This is a genomic window from Clostridium pasteurianum DSM 525 = ATCC 6013, assembly GCF_000807255.1.
Taxonomy (GTDB): domain Bacteria; phylum Bacillota; class Clostridia; order Clostridiales; family Clostridiaceae; genus Clostridium_I; species Clostridium_I pasteurianum.
In genome coordinates, this window is the sequence record NZ_CP009268.1 from 1,128,214 (window position 1) to 1,147,163 (window position 18,950).

Sequence of the window (18,950 nt, forward strand, 5' to 3'; positions counted from 1 at the left end):
AAATTGAAAGGGATGATCAACATGAAGGGAAGTTTAATGAAAAAGACAATGGTATTACTTTTGGCTGCAGTAATGGCTACATCTTTACTTGCAGGATGTGGATCAAGTAAACAGAAATCAAGTGGTGATACAAAAGCCCAAACAATAACTGCAAATTTAGGGGCAGAACCAAAATCAATTGATCCAGCAGTAAACTATGAGGCAAGAGGTTCTTCAATAATATATAATATTTTTGAAGGACTAACAAGAATAGGTGACAACAATAAAACTGAACCAGGTCTTGCAAAGAGTTGGGATATTGAGAACAATGGACTTAAATACATATTCCATTTAAGGGATGGATTAAAATGGTCAGATGGTTCCGAGCTTACAGCAGAGGACTTTAGATATGGTATATTAAGAGTTCTAGATCCTAAGACAGGTTCTTCTTATGCATATTATGGATACAGCATAAAAAATGGTGAAGCTTTTAATAAGGGAAAAGCTAAGTCAGAAGATGTAGGAATAAAAGCAATTGATAAAAATACTCTTGAAATTGACTTAGACTATTCTGTGCCATATTTCTTAGATATACTTTCATGGCACTTGATGCTTCCAGTAAAGAAAAGTATTGTTGAAAGCAATCCTAGTGGATGGTCAACTGACGTAAAGAATCTTGTAGTAGATGGTCCATTTAAAGTAACAGAATGGAAACATAATGACTATATACAGCTTGAAAAAAATCCAAATTACTGGGATGCAAAAAATGTTAAACTCCAGAAACTAAAACTTACTATGATAAGTAATGAAAATACTGCTTTAGCAGCATATAAGTCTGGAAAATTAGATTTAGTACACACATTGGTTCCAGCTTCACAACTGCCAACACTTTTATCATCAAAACAAGCTGCAGCTAAAATGGAAATAGGAACAAAATTTATAATTCTTAATGAGACTAAAAAGCCATTTGACAATCCAAAGGTTAGAGAAGCTTTGTCTTTAGCATTAGATAGAAATGCTCTAGTTAACACAGTATTAAAGGGTGGTCAAAAAGCTGCAGATGCGTATATTCCGCCAACAACACCTGATACTGTTGGAACTAAAGATTTTAGAACAAATGGAGGGAAATTCATACAGAGTAAGCCTGATGTAGAGAAAGCTAAAAAGGCTTTAGCAGAAGCAGGATACCCAGATGGAAAGGGATTTCCAACAGTTGAATATAGCTATTCAGCAGGAAGTCCAGTGGATCAATCCTATGTAGAAGCTCTACAGAATATGTGGAAGCAGAACCTAGGTATAAATATAACTCTTAAACCAATAGAATCAAAGGTATTTGTAGCACAATTAAAACAAGGTAATTATGAAATGGCTAATCTTGGATGGCTCTCAGATTTCTTTGATCCAGGTTCAATGCTTGATATATTTGCTTCAGATTCACCAAATAACTGGGCTAAATATTCTAACCCTAAATACGATGAACTTGTAAAGAAGGCGCAAAAAGAGAATGACAAACAAAAGAGATCAGAGTATCTTCATGATGCTGAAAATATAGTGCTAAGTGATATGCCTGTAATACCTGTATACTATATGTCAATACCATATATGCAGAAGTCAAATGTTAAAGGTGTAAATATCTCACCACTTGGATGGATGTTCTTTAGAAGTGCTCATGTGGAGTAATTAAATATGTTATAAAAGATATATAATAAAGGATTTAGTATTGGAAATAAAATGAATTTCCATACTAAATCCTATTTTTAATGGGGATATTAAATTTGTGTTTTAGAATAAGGCATGTGAAAATAAATAGTAAGTCAAAGATGCGACGAATATTTTTCACCTGACTAACTTGGCGTAAGTCTCCCAGTTCTTCAAGTGGGAGTTCGACGCCAAGTAAGCCATGCATTTGCAGTTCTAAAATTCAGATGGGGTAAGAGAATTCCCACCTGAATTAAGAACTTGCTTCAATCATACAAGGAAACAGGTTCTGATGATAGTGAGCTATCTGAGGGTTCTGTTGACGCAGTAGGATTCAAAATAGGCTAGCATATTGACTAGTTATTTATTTGAATATGCCTAAATATAATATATAATGCATAATTAGAGAAGTTAAGTTCATTTTACGTTTGAAAACTATTAAAGCAGGTGAAGTAAGTGAAAAATATTGCAGTTATTACTGATAGTAATTCAAAATTAGCACTTTTTTTAAAAGATAATTTAGAAGAAATCTTTAAAGGTTTTGTGAATATAAATAATTATTATCTGTCAGAAATGAAGGAAGGATTTGTTATAGAAGACGATTTAGTACTTGTTATGATAGAAGAAAGGATTATAAATATAAGAAATTATGTAAAAGAGATAAGTAGAATAATGGTGGTTCAAAGAACTATAAGAGAAAAAGATGTATATAAAATATTTTCCATACCTGAAGGCATGGATGTTCTAGTTGTAAATGATAATAAAGAGACTACTTTACAAACTATATCTCTGTTATATGAAATAGGTATAAACCATTTAAATTTTATACCCTATTATGATAAGAGAGAATATCCTAATATAAAGGTTGCGATTACACCAGGAGAAATAAATAAAGTTCCTGAATATATAGAAAAAATAGTAGATATTGGTGATAGATGTATAGATTTTTTAACTTTTATGAAGATAATAAATAGACTTGAAATAGACAATGATATAATTCAGAACAGACTAATAAAATATTCTGATACCATAATAAACATAGCGAGCGGAATAAAAGAGCAGTACAGAGAATTATACAGCAAAAATCTTGAGATGAAAACTGTTTTAAATCAGTTGAGTGAGGGAATTGTTTTAGCTAATAAAGATGGAAAGATAACTGTTTGTAATAACAGTGCTTTAAAAATGTTTGACATGATGGAAGGAATATTAAATAAAAATATCTATGATGTATTTAGAGATGATTTTAAGATAGTGCTTCAGAAGAAGACATTAAAGGATGAAGTATTTAGATTTGGAAATAGATATTTAAATATAAACAAGAGAATAATCAATTATCTTGGAATGGAAAACGGTATACTTATAAATATCAGAGAAATAACTGAGATAAAAAAACTGGAGCAGAATTTAAGCAGTAAGCTAAGAGAACGTGGTCAGATAGCAAGATATAGCTTTAAGGATATTCTTACGCAGTCTTCCAATATGAAAGAATGCATAAGAATAGCAAAGAAAATAGCTGACTCGGATTTAACAGTGCTCATAACTGGAGAAAGTGGTACTGGAAAAGAACTGCTGGCTCAATCTATTCACAATGAATCGAAAAGAAAGAATCAACCTTTTATTGCTGTAAATTGTGCGGCTATGCCGGAAAATTTACTTGAAAGCGAACTCTTTGGCTATGACAGAGGGGCTTTTACAGGAGCACTCAAGGAAGGGAAAAAAGGTTTATTTGAAGCTGCTAATAATGGAACTATATTTTTAGATGAAATAGGAGATATGCCTCTGCATTTGCAAACAAGACTTCTCAGAATTCTTCAGGAAAAACAGGTTATGAGAATTGGTTCAGACAAGGTAATTGATATAGATATAAGAGTTGTTGCTGCTACAAATAAAAATTTGCACAATTTAATTGAAGGGGGAGATTTTAGAGAAGACCTCTATTATAGAATAAATGTATTACCAATTTTGATTCCACCTTTGAGAGAGAGAAAAGAAGATGTGATGCTGCTGCTAAAACATTTTCTCAAGAATAAATATGAATTTTCTATTGAGGCTAAAAAAATAATTGAAGAGTATAATTGGCCTGGAAATATAAGAGAACTTATGAATATATCCTCTTATATCAACCTAATGAGTTCAGGTAAAGAGGTAACAGAAAAGTCACTACCTTTTTACATAATTAATAATAGTGATGATTTTTCAAAAGAGATAGATATTCTAGATAAAAAATTAGGATATGATAAATATTTTTATATATTGAAATCTATAAAAAAACTTAATGCTGAAAATATTTCTGCGGGAAGAAGTAATATAATTGAAGAACTTAAAAAGGAAAATTTGAATTTTACTGAGGCTCAAGTCAGGTATTCATTAAAGCTTATGAATGATATGAATATTATTGATTCAAAACTTGGAAGAGGTGGAAGTAAGATTAGTAAAAAGGGTGAAAAAATATTAAATAGGATAATTAATGGGATGCATGGATAGCCTATATATCTCGCTAAACTTATAATTATGTGCAAATCAGAAATTTATTTATTCCTAAATTCTAATAGATTTTAGTGAAATATTGTATATACCTAAATTTAAGTTATTAATTTTACTTAGTAATAGTTTGCAAATATATTGGCATAAAGATTGCTTTATTACTAACATATATGCATAAAATTTAGAAAAAGGTTGTTGTAAAACAAATATACGATTAAAATAATAACTTAAAATAATAGGAGGAAATAAGATGAGCAGGAAACCTATTATAGGTATATCAGGGAATTTTATAATTGACAAGGGCGGAATGTTTCCAGGGTATAAGAGATCCTATGTCAATAATGATTATGTAAAATCTGTAGCTATGGCAGGAGGATTACCTTATATAATTCCAATTGTAAGTGATGAAGATTTGGCAAAAGAACAAATTTCAAATGTAGATGCTTTAATTCTATCTGGGGGTCAGGATATAAATCCGTTAATTTATGGAGAAGAGCCCAAACAGAAGCTAGGGGCCATATTGTCAGAGAGAGATAAATTTGATTTATGGTTATTAAGAGAAGCTTGTAAAAGAAATAAGCCTGTACTTGGAATATGCAGGGGGATACAGCTTATTAATGCAGTTTTTGGAGGTACCCTAAACCAGGATTTATCTTATGATAAAAATTGTTACATAAAACATTTTCAAGAGACCAGTCCATCTACTGCAGGACATACGGTAGAAATTTTAGAAGGTAGCAGATTAAGCCATATATTGGGGTCAAAGATAATTACAAATAGTTTTCATCATCAGACTTTAAATAAAATAGCAGGAGGATTTAGAGTTACTGCAAGGGCAGAAGATGGAACTGTTGAAGCCATAGAAAAAGAAGGTGAAGAATTCGTAGTTGGAATTCAATGGCATCCTGAAATGATGAGCAGTAATTCTCATGTGATGCTTAATATATTTAAAGAATTAATAAAAAATATATAGAAGGCATTTGTTTTAGCTGAAGATTAGATTGAAGCAAGTCCTTAATTCAGATGGGGATTCTTTTACCCCATCTGAATTTTAGAACTGCGAATGCATGGCTTACTTGGCGTTGAACTCCCACTTGAAGAAAAGCAGAGAGCCCAAATTTTAATTTGGTGCGAATCGCTTTCACAGAGTGCAATCAGAGAACCAAAATCTTGTTTTTGATTTTGTGTGAGAGCTGTACAGAGTGCGGGGGAGACTTACGCCAAGTTAGTCAGGTGAAAATTTGAATAAATAGAAAGGAAAAGTCCATGTATAATACAAAATGGGATGAATATATAGATATAATCAAAAGAGAAGCAGTGCCAGCTATGGGATGCACTGAGCCAATAGCAATAGCCTATGCTTCCTCAAAAGCCAGTGAAATTTTAGGAGAAGAACCTGAAAGTATAGAAGTATATGCAAGTAATAGTATTTTAAAAAATGCTATGGGAGTGGGAGTCCCTGGTACAGGCATGGTTGGTATTCCTATAGCCGCTGCTGTAGGATGTATAGGTGGAAAATCATCCTATAAGCTTGAGGTATTAAAGGATTTAACTGAAGATCAAGTTCTCAAAGCAAAAAATATGGTAAATAATAATAAGGTACAGGTTAAATTAAAAGAAAACATAATTTACATATACATAGAAGTTCTACTTAGAAATAAAGAAAATTATTCAAGAGTTATTATAGAAAAAAGTCACTTAAATATTACTTTTATAGAGCTAAATGGAGAGGTTTTATTTAAAAAAGCTGATGGTAAAAATGACTCTGAAGATTATTTAAAGGATAAAGAAATATTATCTATTGAAGAAATATATGATTTTATATTAAATGTACCCTATGAGAAAATAAAATTTATAAGAGAAAATGCTAGGCTTAATGAAAATATAAGCAAAGAAGGTCTTGAAAATGATTATGGACATAAGGTAGGAAAAGTACTTAAGAAATATATAAATTATAATTTGCTTAAAAAGGATATAATGATAGATACCATACTTAGAACAGCTGCTGCATCAGATGCTAGAATGGATGGATGCTCATTATCTGTACTAAGCAGTTGTGGAAGCGGAAATCAGGGGATATTACTTTCTATACCAATAATTTCAATGGGATATGAGCTTGAAAAAGATGAGGAAACTATAACAAGAGCTCTTACTATGAGCAATTTAATGTCCATATATATGCACAGTTATCTTGGAAGATTGTCTGCACTATGTGGAGCTGTTTTAGCAGGAGCATCTGTTTCAGCTGCTATAACATTTTTACTAGGCGGTAATGAAAAACATATAAAACAGGCTATTCAAAATGTTTATGGAAACATAACAGGAATGGTATGTGATGGTGCAAAAAATAGTTGTGCACTAAAAATATCCACCTGTGTTTTTGCAGCTATTACAGGAGCAATGCTGGCTATGGAAGATATAAGTATTACAGATAAAGAGGGAATTGTGGAATCTGAGGCAGATAATACTATAAGAAATGCCTGCAATATTGGTTCTATAGCTATGCAGGAAACTAATAACATGATTCTTGATATAATGCTTAATAAGAAAAAATAAGTTTTTATTTTCATTGAAGAAGAGATTGATATCAGTAGATTATGAGCAAATTATTTAATTTTACCTATAAGATTATGATTATAATAATATTATATATAAAAGGCTGTACTACAATGTATACATGCATTGTGGCACAGCTTTTTAGTTATTTTACTATTAAATATTCAGTTTTAATAAATAGATATAGAATCTAATGAATATTTATTCTTTTGAGATAGATATTTCGTTGAAAGTTATTCTAGGGCAATGGCAAAATAGGTGCGTCAGGTTAAACTATAAGTCCCTCAGAAAAAGCTTCATTAAGAGTTTTACCATCTTCCATAGCAAGTATAAGTTTAGCCCCTTCTGTAGTATCACCTATAAGGTAGCCGCCTACGAAGACATCTTTTTTAAAGAATAAAGTCTTAATTTTGCCGCTGTTATCATCTGAAACCTCTATTTTCTTACCGTCTTTTGGTGAAATTTCTCCAAGAGAAAGTACAGAAGTATTTAATGCATTAAATATTACAGAAGAAACAAAGTCTTCAAATTTAACTTCATCGCCAGCAGCATTGCCTCCAGCTGTTTTTCCCATTTCTACAGCAGCATTCCAGTTGCCATAAACTATTCCATTAAATTCTGCTGCATCACCGCAGGCATAAATATCTTTTTTATTTGTCTCCATTCTTTCATTTACGATGATCCCTCTTTTAACATCAATACCGGCATTTTCAGCAATCTCTTTATTTGGAACTATTCCTACAGAGAAGAGAACTAAATCTGCGGCTATAATCTTTCCGCTTTTTAATTCAACCCCAGTAACCTCTTTATCCCCCTGTATTTTAACGGCACATTCCTCAAGTATTATATCTATACCTGATTTATCCGCAATGTCTTTAAATACTTTACCACCAGATTCGTCCAGTTGCTTAGGCAAGAGTCTGGAGATACATTCTATTACAGATACTTTTATGCCATGTTTTTTCATTTCCCAGGCCGCTTCAAGTCCAAGAAGTCCTCCGCCCACAACTACGGCATTTTTTACTTTGGAGAGTTTTTCTTTGATTTCTGAAGCATCATCCAGAGATTTTAGAGTATAAACACCCTTTTTATCAGTACCTTCTACAGAAGGAGGTACAAAGTTTCTGCTTCCATTTGCAAGTATTAGTTTATCATAGGATTTTTCGCTGCCATCCTGTAAAATAATCTTTTTATCTTCTGGCTTTATTTCTTTTACAGTTTTATCTAAAGTAAGAGTCACATTGTTTTCAGTGTACCAGCTTTCTGGAGCTACATAGAGTTTATTGTCTGGAAGATCTTCACTTAAATAATCTGAAAGTTCTGGTCTATAGTAGGTTCTGTATTTTTCAGAGGATATTATTTCAATTTCAGAGACTTTATTTCTGTTTCTTATAGCTTCAGCAGCATAGAAACCAGCAGCACCATTGCCTATAATAAGAAATTTTTCCCTGTTATCTGAAGCAAAGGTTACATTTTCTGATTTTACCTCAATAAATTGATCTTGACCTGCACCGCATACTGGGCAGATTTCTGGTGGTTTACTTCCGTCGAATATTACACCGCACACAAGACATTTCCACTTCTTTGTACTGCTTTTCTTTTTAGTTTTTGCACTTTTATTAAGATGTTCTTTAATTTTCTCACCAAAACTTTCACCAAACTTATAGGCAGAAATAAAATCTTCTTCAGAGGGCTTGAAATTTACCTTTAGTCCTGGAGTTATTACATCCAATCTTAATTCTTTAAGTCTTCTTTCTATATTTGGGACTGCTTCACCGCTCCAACCATAAGAACCAAAAGCAGCAGCAGGTTTTCCGCCATGGATTATAGGATTTAATATATTGAGAAGATCTAAAATTGGTTTCAGAGCATCGCTGTTAATAGTAGGGGAACCAAACAGAATGCCAGCTGCAGTATTTAATTTGTTGATTACTTCATCCTGTTTATGATATATTACATCCAGTAATTCCACATTGTAATCACCGATGGATTGTATGCCTTCACGTATTTTTTCAGCTAAGGATTTTGTATATCCATAAGCAGAAACATAGGCAATAACAATACTTTTGGGATCTAAAATATTTTCAGAAGCCCACTTTTTATACATATCAATTACTTCTTTATGATGTTTTCTTAGAATTGGTCCATGACCTGTACCTATTGTATCTATAGGAAGATCTTTGATTTTTTCTAAGGCTCTAAGTACGTAAGGTTTAAAAGGTCCCATAATGCCATCAAAATAGTATTTTAATGCTTCAAGATAATCATTGTAATTCTCTATTTTATCATCAAACATTTCTTCAGAGCAGTAATGACATCCAAAAGAATCACAGGTTATAAGCATATTGTCTTCCGGAATATAAGTATATATGGAATCAGGCCAATGGAGAAGAGGCGCTGAAATGAATTGAAGGGTTTTATCTCCAAGATCGAGAGTAGATCCATCTTTAACTTCTATATAATCAAAATCATGATTTACAATACCCTTTAAAAATTTTATAGCAGTAGAAGAACCTACTACTTTTGCATCCTTAGATATATCAAGAAGTTTTGCTACAGAGCCTACATGATCTGGTTCTGTATGGTCCACTACAATATAATCTATGCTTGTTATATCAATATTTAAAGATTGTAATCTTTCTAGGTATTGATCAAAAAATTTTTCTTTAACGGTTTCAAATACTACTGTTTTATTTTTACCTTTTACTACATAAGAATTGTAAGTTGTTCCAAAGGGTGTATACATTATAATATCAAATATTCTAAGACCTGGGTCCAATGCTCCTACCCAATATATATTTTTTTTTACTTCTAGTGCCTTCATTATATCACTCCTTAATCATATGAGAATATTATATATTAAATAATAATTAATATTGATTACATCATAATATATTTATGCATAATTTTCAATAGATTAAATTAGTTTTTGTTTAATTTTATATTTTATTCCTGTATTCAGAATAAAATATAAAAAATAACATTGTAAATTAATTAATATGATTATATATAGTATAACATTAACAGGCATATTTCACAAAAATTATACTATAATTGTAATTTATAAAAGTTAAAAGCTGCCTTTCAGTGTATAAGATATACATTGTAAGACAGCTCCTTTTAATTTTCATAGACTATGAATTGACTTTTACTTGTTAGAGATTTAAATTTAATATATTTTAAAAATTATTTGAAGATATATTAATCTTCATAAATGAAGAATTTTTGAAGGCAAAAGTTTCTAAATTCCTCTAATTTGCTTATACCTTCAGGATTATTGGATTCTAAAGAAATTATTAAATCGCTTCCATCATCTGAAGCAGGATATAAAGACATTTCTACATTGGAATTGAAAAGTTTTTTCTCAGTATCAGAATTATCATAATTATTGAAAATTATTTTTACCCCAATATTATCACTGGCATAACCATATACATAGTGTTCTTTTTTCTTTGTTATTATATAAAAAGTTTCATTCATCTTATGAAGTATGTTCATAATTCCATTAATAATATAGTGTTCATCAGATTTATCTATTACTCCTAAAAGTTTCCTCGTTTCCTCAATGGATTGATACTCTTTTCCTTGCACAGGTTTTATAAACAATTTTTTCATCACAACACACTCCTTACAACAAATATTTTATAGAACGCAGATACATTGTAAAAACCTTTACATATATAATATTCTACATGAAAATTTAAAATCCTTCTAATTTCAGATTTTTATTAATTAATCTTATTAAAAGAAACGTCATTTTTAATATATTAATTATATTTGTAAATTATGACTTTAAAACATAGATTTTTATAAATATAATAAAATCTATGCTTTGAAGAAATTTTACTAATATTAAGATGCTTTTGTTTTAAATTCCATATTAGACTATAAGTACCTGTATAGTATTATCTAAATTACACAATATACTAACAACTACTAAGGAAAGGAGAGATATATATGGCAAGCAGAAGTAGTAATAGACTTGTAGTTCCAGAAGCAAAAGAAGCTTTAAACCAGTTTAAATTGGAAGCTGCTAAGGAAGTTGGAACTCCATTAACTAATGGCTATAATGGGGACCTTACTTCAAGACAGAATGGTTCTGTTGGTGGTCAAATGGTTAAGAAAATGGTTGAAGACTATGAAAACCGTATAAAATAGTTTTATAGTATTTAACCTTTAACCTTACTGTGTAAAGTTCTCTAACCTATTAAGTAGAGAGCAATTAACATTCATAGTATAAAAATCCTATTGGCACATAAGCTTAAGCTTATGTGCCATATTTGGTTTTTCAAAGTATAGCTATAAATGATCTATAGGTTTTTTTTCGATTCCATATAAAGTACTTTTATAAATTTTTTCGTATTTATTCGAATGTGAGAGTTGAGTATTTCGTTTTCCAGTTCCATCATCTTCTTTCTAACCTCTGTAAAGTCAAAAAATTTGGAAGCATAATCTTCAAATTTGGGATTGGAATAATCCGTAAGACCTAAAGAGGCAATGTGGGTTAGTCCCTGCAATATGGCTCGGCGTACCCTCTGTTCAGAAGCTTTGATTTCCTTCTTCAAATCTATTTCTTTATGAGACTTTCCCAGTCTTTTTTTTGATATGTTTATAAATAGATTTTTTAATGAAGGAAACTCATATTCGTTAGAATTATTTTTGTCTAATTCAATTATGTATTGAAGCATGTCAAGAATATCTTTGCTGCCGCTTTCTGTGATCATGCCAAGATCAGTTAATATAAATTCTGCAGATTCCAAGATAGTATTTTTAAATACAGGTTTTTCTTCAGAAGATCTAGATTTATTGAGGCCTAGAAGACTAAGAGTTTTCTGTATGTCACTTATAGATTTTTCAAGTTTTATATTTGATATAACTTTTTCTATAACTTTTATTACTTCCAATCGGTTGATTGGTTTTGTTATATAGTATTCTATACCTAGATTATAAGCTTCACCAATTATTTTTTTATCTTCTACCTGTGAAAGCATTATAATTTTAAAAGCTAGAGGCTTTCCAAAATCTTTTACAGTATGTATTCCGTCTTTAATGGGCATAAGCAGATCTATAATGAGGATATCTACTTTTTTAAAATTAAGCATTCCAATATCTATGAGGGCTCCATCTTCAGCTTGACCTACTACATTTCCAAGATCGTAATCTTCGATAATTTCTGATATCATGGAACGAATAGCCTCATCGTCATCAACAATAAAAAAATTCATTATATCATCCTTTCTTCACTAAACTCTCAAGGGGCAGCTTTAACATAAAAGATGTACTTCTTATTTCTGTGCTACTTTCTATTTCTATAGATCCCCCCAGATTTTTTACCAGATTTTTTACATAGGGAAGTCCCATACCGGTAGATGAATTGCCATATTCATCGTATTTTGTAGTGTAACCTGGTTTAAAAATTAAATCTAATTTTTTCTTTGGAATGCCACCGGCATTATCCTGTACCTTAAATTCTATATAATCTTTATTTTTAGAAACAGTGATGTTTATAATTCCATGAGCTTTAATTGCTTCTACAGAATTTGATACTAAATTGTTAATAAGAGAAAGAGTGGTATAAACATGAAGCATGGGTATATCATCTTTTATATCAATATTAAAATTTATGCTCTTATCTAATGAATAGGCATATTTTCTGTTCCCATTTATAATAATATCTCCTATTTCAGATATAGTCATATAATCCGCAGGGTTTTCAGTGGAAATCATTTTCGATATACCAGAGTATATTCTTTGATTATCTTTTTTTATATCATGGACTTCACCGGCAATAACTAATATTTTTTTTGATAGTTCTTTTTTACTCAATTTGAAATCTTCACTTTGCATATCCCTGTATAAATTATAACAGTTTCTCGTTATATTTTCTGCATCTTGAAGAGATTTTTTCAGTGCAACAGATTCCTCATATAAATTAGATATCAGTGATATAATATGACTGTTTTGTCTTTGCTTATGTTCTACTTCTAGTTCTGCTTCATGAAGTTTAAGCATACTGAAAATTCCAAGTACAAAAACACTTCTGATGAGGGCTAATAGTATTATTTGACTTATGATTACTGTATTTATATTATTGCCTAGAATAAAATATCTTAATATAAGTTCTATAATGTTTGAACATATTTCTATGAAGGTAGCTAAGAATATTAGTATAGATAATCGATGCTGATAATTTTTTACTTTTAGCAGATAAAATAAAATAGAGTAAGTAAAATAATAGAAGAATGAGGGAAAGATTATTCTAAACGAAGATATAAATTCAAAATTGATGCCTGAATTAAAGTCTAAAAATAGTCTGAAAATAACTACCATAGCACCAACTACTACAGTAGGCAGAATTACAGGCATCTTTCGAGTCCATAACAAAAAGAAGAAGAAAATAGGTGTACCAATACTTACACGAAAGCTATCGTGAAAGGGAAAAAATTTAAATTCACCTGCTAAAGGGATCAATAATACAAATATAACAAATATGTAAAAATTTTTTTTCAACTACAGGTCACTCCTTGATCATAGGATTTAATATATTTATAATAAATAAAACAATATAAAATTGCAATAAAACTTGAATATATTTTTGATAAATGCAGGTTTTGTTGTAATTCTCATAAAAACAATTTCTAGTCTTTGTGGATCTATATAATTAATATTGTAAAGTTTATTACAAAGTTGAAAAAAATCACTGAAGAGAGTAAATGGTAAGTAAAATTATATTGAAAAAGGAATGTCAATATTTATGACTAAAGCAGGCATATTATAAGAATTAATTTAATGTAAATAAATTCTTATATGTGAAATAAATTTATATAATACTTATAATTATTAAAATTTATTAGATGTTTTTTATTAATTTATTATATTAAAATGTTATTTTTTGTAGGATTTTGTAGTGCACATTATACAATAAAAAGCGGTCTAATAAATAATAGAAAAAAATATTTTAAATAATGAATATAATACATACGAGAAAGGTGAATAAAATGAAAAAGCTTAAATTTAGTTTAGCAGTACAAATTCTTATTGGATTAGTACTGGGTATTGCAGTAGGAGCTATTTTTTATGGAAATCCGAGAGTAGAAACTTATCTGCAGCCTATAGGAACTATATTTCTTAACCTTATAAAGATGATAGTTATACCTATTGTTTTTTCATCATTGGTAGTTGGAGTTGCCGGTGTAGGAGATATTAAAAAACTAGGCAGACTTGGTGGAAAGACTATTATATATTTTGAACTAATAACTACTATTGCTATTATTTTAGGAGTTATGGTTGCAAATATATTTCATCCAGGAAGTGGTGTAAATATTCATGAACTTTCAAAGGTAAGCATAAAGAGCTATGTTAATACGGCTCAAACAACTCACCATAGTATTGCGGATACTTTTGTAAATATTGTTCCAAGTAATTTCTTCGAAGCACTTTCTACGGGAAATCTGTTGCCAATTATATTCTTTTCAGTTATGTTTGGATTAGGTGTAGCTGCTATCGGAGAAAAGGGAAAACCTGTATTAAACCTCTGTCAAGGTATTTCAGATGCTATGTTTTGGGTAACTAATCAAGTAATGAAAACAGCACCTTTTGGTGTATTTGCTCTCATTGGAGTTACAATATCTAAATTTGGACTTGCATCTTTGATACCATTGGTGAAATTGGTTATAACTACTTATGGTACAATGATATTCTTTATACTAGTTGTACTTGGAATTGTGGCAAAAATAGCAGGGACAAGCATCTTTAAGATGATTAGAATACTAAAAGATGAAATAATTCTTGCCTATACTACAGCAAGTTCAGAAGCAGTTTTGCCAAAGATAATGGATAAGATGGAAAAGTTCGGATGTTCAAAGGCAATTAGTGCTTTTGTTATTCCTACAGGATATTCTTTTAATCTAGATGGATCCACTTTATACCAATCCATAACAGCACTATTTATTGCACAAATATACGGAATTCATATGTCACTTCCTCAGCAAATCAATTTAATTATTGTACTGCTTATAGCTTCAAAGGGAATGGCAGGAGTTCCAGGGGCTTCTTTTGTAGTTTTGCTTGCAACATTGGGTTCTGCAGGTATTCCAATAGAAGGAGTTGCATTTATAGCTGGAATCGATCGTATTCTTGATATGGCTAGAACTGTAGTGAATGTATTAGGCAATTCTCTGGCAGCAGTAGCTATATCAAAATGGGAAGGAAAATATAATTCCATAAAGGGACAAGAATATTTTGAAAGCATAAATAGAGCTAAGAAGATTGCTTAGAAAGATTCTCTAAATTTAATAATAGTATTAATAACTTTAAAAGGGGATAATTCACAATATACGTATATGTATTGTGAATTATCCCCTTTTTTAATGTTAAAAAAATATTAACATATTTTTGTATAGCTAAATAAAACACAGATATGTAGTTTATTTAATTATGTTTTAACTAAAAATATCTTTTAAATGAATAATTTTAACTGTAAAATTATGATTAAAACAATTAAAAACCAATAAAAATAATTATAAATAAATATAAGCTATAATTTTTATTTTATACTATACTGATGTATAATCGTAAATAATTAATATTAAGATATAAAAATATAAAAGGAAGAACTTTCATATTATTCTATACATAAAGATATTAAATTTTTATGTATAGGCATATTAAGTATTATGTAAAAGGGGGAGCTTTAATGGCCGGGCCGTTAATGAAAACTATTGGAATAATATATTTGATAATACAATTATCCATAATATTTTTAATAATGTCGGTTTCCAGAAATAATATATACAAAGTTATAAAGATTTTAAGTAAAAATCCACATTTGATGATAATAGTATTAATTGTATCTATAACCTATAGTATAATTATGATAAAAAAATAAAAAGAAATTGCTCTTAATTAAAATAAAAACATCTGTATATTTATCAAATAGATTTTCGCCCAAAATTTAATAAAGGTAGAAATTATAATACATTATTCCATGTAATTCATTATTATAAAGTTAAGTTGTTAAATAAATTTATGGTATAATTTCATGAGAGAGTAATGTTTCATAATTTTATTTTAAATTTCAATATAATAAAATTAGTTAATTTTTGAGGTGTACTATGAAAAATAAATTAAAAAAAAGATATAATATAGGTGGTACGACAGCTTTAAAAAGAACATGGAAAATAAAAAAAGACATTACAGCATTATATTTAGCCTATAAACGGCCAGATGTACCTTTTTATGCAAAACTCATTTCAATATTAGCATTAGTCTATACTTTAAGCCCTATTGACCTAATAGCTGATTTCATACCTATTGCAGGATATATTGATGACATTATTATATTTCCCCTTGGTATTGCACTTTCAATAAAACTAATACCAGAGAAGATTATGAATGAATGTAAACAGCAATCAGAAAATATTTTTAAAGCAGGTAGGCTTAAAAGGTGGATTGTTAGAGCAATTGCAGTAGTTATTTTCATTATAATAATCAGCTGGATTTTAACCTAACTAACTTGGCGTAAGTCTCCAACTTTTTCAAGTGGGAGCCCAACGCCAAGTAAGCCATGCATTTGCAATTCTAAAATTCAGATGGGATAAAAGAATCCTCACCTGAATTAAGAACTTGCTTCAATAAAAATAGTTCATAATTGGGTATAACTTTTCATAACGCTATAAAACAGTACTAAAGGAGAATAAAAATATAATTTATAATATAATTTATAGTGGATATACTGAATTTGAAAGGTTGATGTAAATGAAACAAAAGATAATTAAAACAACCTGTACAAGAGATTGTCCAAATACCTGTGGATTGCTGGCTGTAGTTGAAAATAATAGAGTAGTAAAATTAACTGGAAATAAAGAACATCCTATTAATGAGGGAAGAAGCTGTATAAAATGCAGTCATTATCTGGAGAGGGTTTATAATAAAGAGAGAGTGCTGCATCCATTAAAAAAAGTAAATGGGAAATTTAAGCGTATCTCCTGGGAAGAAGCTTTAGATGAAATTGCTGATAAAATGAAAAAAATATGCAAAGTGAAAACGCCAGAATCCATACTTTATTATCAGGGGTTTGGTGCCAGAACAGCTCTTAAATTAGTAAATAGAAGATTTTTTAACTTATTAGGCAATACTACAATTACAAAGGGAACTATTTGTGGTGGGACAGGCCAAGGTTCTCAAGATTTGGATTTTGGGAATAGGATATCCCATGATCCAAGAGATTATGGCAATAGTAATTCCATGATTTTGTGGGGAAGAAATCCAGCGGCTACGGGAATTAATCTATTGTCAAGGATGACAAATATAAAAAAGCGGGGAGGCAGAGTAATATTAATTGATCCTGTTAACACGGAAACAGCTCCATTGTGTTCTATGCACATCAAACCAAAGGCGGGGAGTGATTCCTATTTAGCTTTGGCACTATCGAGAATTCTTCATGATGAGGGAGCGGAAGATAAGGAGTTTTTGAAGGAACACTGTATAAATTATGAAGAGTACAAGAAGATTGTATATTCACATACCGTAGATGAATATTCTGAACTATGCGATGTTCCTGTGGAGCAGATTTTAGAGGCAGCAGAGGTGATAAAGCATATGAAACCAACTGCTTTTGTACTTGGTTGGGGATTACATAGGTGGGAATATGCCCACACAACCCTGAGAGCAATTGATGCACTGGGGGCAGCCGCAGGTTCTATAGGAGTATCTGGAGGAGGAGTAAGTCAGGGCTTTGAGGAATATGCACCCTATGATTGGAACATATGGGGAGATCAGCTTCAGCCAAAGAGAAGAAAATTTTATATGCAACTCTTAGGAGAGGAACTTAATAAAGCTGATCCTAAAATAGAAATAGCGATGATAACTGCAGGAAATCCAGTTTCAATGCTGCCTGATGCTAATGCTGTAAAAAAAGCTCTTTCACAAATTCCATTTTTAGTAGTGGCAGGACATTTTTTAGATGATACGGGAATTTTAGCTGATATTTTTCTGCCGGTTACTACATTTTTGGAAGAAAAGGACATAGTAGCAGCTTATGGTCATGATTTTATTGGACCATTAAACCAAGCAATATCACCTGTTGGTGAATGTAAATCAGATTTTCATATTTTTATGGAGCTTGGCAAGCGTTTTGATTTTGCAAATGAATATGTGAAGCCTTTAGATCAATGGCTGAAAATTATTATGAAGCCAACTATAGAAAGGGGAATATCCTTAGAAGAAATATTCCAGGGGGGAACTAATAATCCAGAAGCTCCAAAGGTTCCCTATGAAGATAAAAAATTTCCTACACCTACAGGTAAGTTTCAGCTTATGAAAGAATTTGAACTGCCAAAGGGCAGGGATCAGGACTATCCATATCAATTAATGTCAATTGCTTCAAGAGAGTGGCTGTGTTCTGAGGTGACCTTAAGTGAACAGAAAGAACTGCTGCCTATGAAGATAAACCAAGAGGAAGGAATAAAACTTGGATTAAAAGATGGAGACAAATGTATTGTGGAAAATCAGTTTGGATCTATAGAATGTATTGCTAAATTTGATAAAACTCAGAGAAGAGATTTAGTAGTCATACCAAGAGGCGGCTGGGGTCAGGCTAAACGTAATGTAAATGAGCTTACAAGACCATTGGTTTCAAAAGTAGGAGCTGGTACGCCTTATTATGAGACAAGGGTAATTGTGCGAAAAATGTATGGTAGATAGAAATTTGTTTCTAATTATTACTAGATATATATAAAGAACGCACACAGATTTGATTTACATAAATCCATGTACGTTTCTAATAATATGAATATCTGAAGAACCCTGGTGATAAATTTAAATATCTTCCATTTTTACAACCCGTTTGTGCCAAACACTTCGCAGCATATCCTTACATATATTGGTGCTTATTCTGATGAGCCAAGCTTTCTCATGTTCATCATCAGCAAATTGTGGACTTTTATACATAAGTTTTAAAAAGGTTTCTTGCATAGCTTTTTCTGCATCTTCTTTATTACCAAGATAAACCATACAAATTCTAAAAAGCATATTACCGTAAAAACTGTACTTCTCTGAAAAATTATTGTCTGTCTGCTGTAGTAGTTTGTGCATAAAATAAAACCTCCTCTCATACATAACACGAACGGGAATGGAGAATAGTCACATTTTTTTATAATTAATCTAAAAATAGATGATATACACCTGTATGATTTATAAATCAAATTTTAAAAATCTATAATACAATTATCTCA

General features: G+C 30.6%; 14 protein-coding genes. 9 read left to right on the forward strand and 5 right to left on the reverse strand.

From position 1 onward, the window contains the following. Nucleotides 1-21: 21 nt before the first annotated feature. The 4 genes from CLPA_RS05105 (at nucleotide 22) to CLPA_RS05120 (ending at nucleotide 6,717) form a co-directional block, all read left to right on the forward strand. Nucleotides 22-1,659, forward strand: coding sequence for a peptide ABC transporter substrate-binding protein (locus CLPA_RS05105; protein WP_003444614.1), 1,638 nt, complete (start codon nucleotides 22-24; stop codon nucleotides 1,657-1,659). Between the two features lie 474 nt (nucleotides 1,660-2,133). Beyond that, nucleotides 2,134-4,161, forward strand: coding sequence for a sigma 54-interacting transcriptional regulator (locus CLPA_RS05110; RefSeq protein ID WP_003444613.1), 2,028 nt, complete (start codon nucleotides 2,134-2,136; stop codon nucleotides 4,159-4,161). 250 nt (nucleotides 4,162-4,411) lie between these two features. Beyond that, nucleotides 4,412-5,134 (forward strand): gamma-glutamyl-gamma-aminobutyrate hydrolase family protein, encoded by a 723-nt coding sequence (locus CLPA_RS05115; protein ID WP_003444611.1) that lies wholly within the window; start codon nucleotides 4,412-4,414, stop codon nucleotides 5,132-5,134. Between the two features lie 293 nt (nucleotides 5,135-5,427). Beyond that, nucleotides 5,428-6,717, forward strand: coding sequence for an L-cysteine desulfidase family protein (locus tag CLPA_RS05120; protein ID WP_003444609.1), 1,290 nt, complete (start codon nucleotides 5,428-5,430; stop codon nucleotides 6,715-6,717). Nucleotides 6,718-6,985: 268 nt separating this feature from the next. Here CLPA_RS05120 and CLPA_RS05125 read toward each other — a convergent pair whose 3' ends face one another. Then, entirely contained in the window at nucleotides 6,986-9,541 is a 2,556-nt protein-coding gene (locus CLPA_RS05125) for an FAD-dependent oxidoreductase (protein ID WP_003444607.1), read from the reverse strand. A 377-nt stretch (nucleotides 9,542-9,918) separates the two neighbouring features. Next, on the reverse strand, nucleotides 9,919-10,332 hold the full coding sequence (locus CLPA_RS05130; protein WP_003444605.1) for a hypothetical protein: 414 nt from the start codon (nucleotides 10,330-10,332) through the stop codon (nucleotides 9,919-9,921). Nucleotides 10,333-10,674: 342 nt separating this feature from the next. Here CLPA_RS05130 and CLPA_RS05135 point away from each other — a divergent pair, with 342 nt between their 5' ends. Then, nucleotides 10,675-10,875, forward strand: a complete 201-nt coding sequence (locus CLPA_RS05135) for an alpha/beta-type small acid-soluble spore protein (RefSeq protein ID WP_003444602.1) — start codon at nucleotides 10,675-10,677, stop codon at nucleotides 10,873-10,875. Nucleotides 10,876-11,027: 152 nt separating this feature from the next. Here CLPA_RS05135 and CLPA_RS05140 read toward each other — a convergent pair whose 3' ends face one another. Together CLPA_RS05140 and CLPA_RS05145 are read right to left on the reverse strand one after the other, a co-directional pair. Continuing rightward, complete coding sequence (locus CLPA_RS05140) at nucleotides 11,028-11,942, reverse strand: response regulator (RefSeq protein ID WP_003444600.1); 915 nt, start codon at nucleotides 11,940-11,942, stop codon at nucleotides 11,028-11,030. A gap of 4 nt (nucleotides 11,943-11,946) precedes the next feature. After that, nucleotides 11,947-13,227 carry an ATP-binding protein gene (locus tag CLPA_RS05145; RefSeq protein WP_003444598.1) on the reverse strand — a complete coding sequence of 427 codons (1,281 nt, stop codon included), beginning with the start codon at nucleotides 13,225-13,227 and terminating at the stop codon, nucleotides 11,947-11,949. 488 nt (nucleotides 13,228-13,715) lie between these two features. Here CLPA_RS05145 and CLPA_RS05150 point away from each other — a divergent pair, with 488 nt between their 5' ends. From CLPA_RS05150 to CLPA_RS05165, 4 genes are all read left to right on the forward strand, one after another. Next, a complete protein-coding gene (locus tag CLPA_RS05150) occupies nucleotides 13,716-14,993 on the forward strand; it encodes a cation:dicarboxylate symporter family transporter (protein WP_003444595.1) in 1,278 nt (425 codons plus the stop codon). Nucleotides 14,994-15,412: 419 nt separating this feature from the next. After that, on the forward strand, nucleotides 15,413-15,604 hold the full coding sequence (locus tag CLPA_RS05155) for a hypothetical protein (RefSeq protein ID WP_003444593.1): 192 nt from the start codon (nucleotides 15,413-15,415) through the stop codon (nucleotides 15,602-15,604). Between the two features lie 226 nt (nucleotides 15,605-15,830). Then, complete coding sequence (locus tag CLPA_RS05160; RefSeq protein WP_003444591.1) at nucleotides 15,831-16,226, forward strand: YkvA family protein; 396 nt, start codon at nucleotides 15,831-15,833, stop codon at nucleotides 16,224-16,226. A gap of 247 nt (nucleotides 16,227-16,473) precedes the next feature. Further along, entirely contained in the window at nucleotides 16,474-18,420 is a 1,947-nt protein-coding gene (locus tag CLPA_RS05165) for a molybdopterin-containing oxidoreductase family protein (protein ID WP_003444590.1), read from the forward strand. Nucleotides 18,421-18,534: 114 nt separating this feature from the next. Here the strand turns inward: CLPA_RS05165 and CLPA_RS05170 are convergent, their stop codons facing one another. After that, nucleotides 18,535-18,810, reverse strand: coding sequence for an RNA polymerase sigma factor (locus CLPA_RS05170; RefSeq protein ID WP_003444588.1), 276 nt, complete (start codon nucleotides 18,808-18,810; stop codon nucleotides 18,535-18,537). Between the last annotated feature and the right edge of the window lie 140 nt (nucleotides 18,811-18,950).

Excerpts from the sequence above, each read along its gene's own strand:
- CLPA_RS05105 (WP_003444614.1), top strand. The coding sequence starts at position 22 with ATGAAGGGAAGTTTAATGAAAAAGACAATGGTATTACTTTTGGCTGCA.
- CLPA_RS05115 (WP_003444611.1), top strand. The coding sequence starts at position 4,412 with ATGAGCAGGAAACCTATTATAGGTATATCAGGGAATTTTATAATTGAC.
- CLPA_RS05120 (WP_003444609.1), top strand. The coding sequence starts at position 5,428 with ATGTATAATACAAAATGGGATGAATATATAGATATAATCAAAAGAGAA.
- CLPA_RS05125 (WP_003444607.1), bottom strand. The coding sequence starts at position 9,541 with ATGAAGGCACTAGAAGTAAAAAAAAATATATATTGGGTAGGAGCATTG.
- CLPA_RS05130 (WP_003444605.1), bottom strand. The coding sequence starts at position 10,332 with ATGAAAAAATTGTTTATAAAACCTGTGCAAGGAAAAGAGTATCAATCC.
- CLPA_RS05135 (WP_003444602.1), top strand. The coding sequence starts at position 10,675 with ATGGCAAGCAGAAGTAGTAATAGACTTGTAGTTCCAGAAGCAAAAGAA.
- CLPA_RS05140 (WP_003444600.1), bottom strand. The coding sequence starts at position 11,942 with ATGAATTTTTTTATTGTTGATGACGATGAGGCTATTCGTTCCATGATA.
- CLPA_RS05150 (WP_003444595.1), top strand. The coding sequence starts at position 13,716 with ATGAAAAAGCTTAAATTTAGTTTAGCAGTACAAATTCTTATTGGATTA.
- CLPA_RS05155 (WP_003444593.1), top strand. The coding sequence starts at position 15,413 with ATGGCCGGGCCGTTAATGAAAACTATTGGAATAATATATTTGATAATA.
- CLPA_RS05160 (WP_003444591.1), top strand. The coding sequence starts at position 15,831 with ATGAAAAATAAATTAAAAAAAAGATATAATATAGGTGGTACGACAGCT.
- CLPA_RS05165 (WP_003444590.1), top strand. The coding sequence starts at position 16,474 with ATGAAACAAAAGATAATTAAAACAACCTGTACAAGAGATTGTCCAAAT.
- CLPA_RS05170 (WP_003444588.1), bottom strand. The coding sequence starts at position 18,810 with ATGCACAAACTACTACAGCAGACAGACAATAATTTTTCAGAGAAGTAC.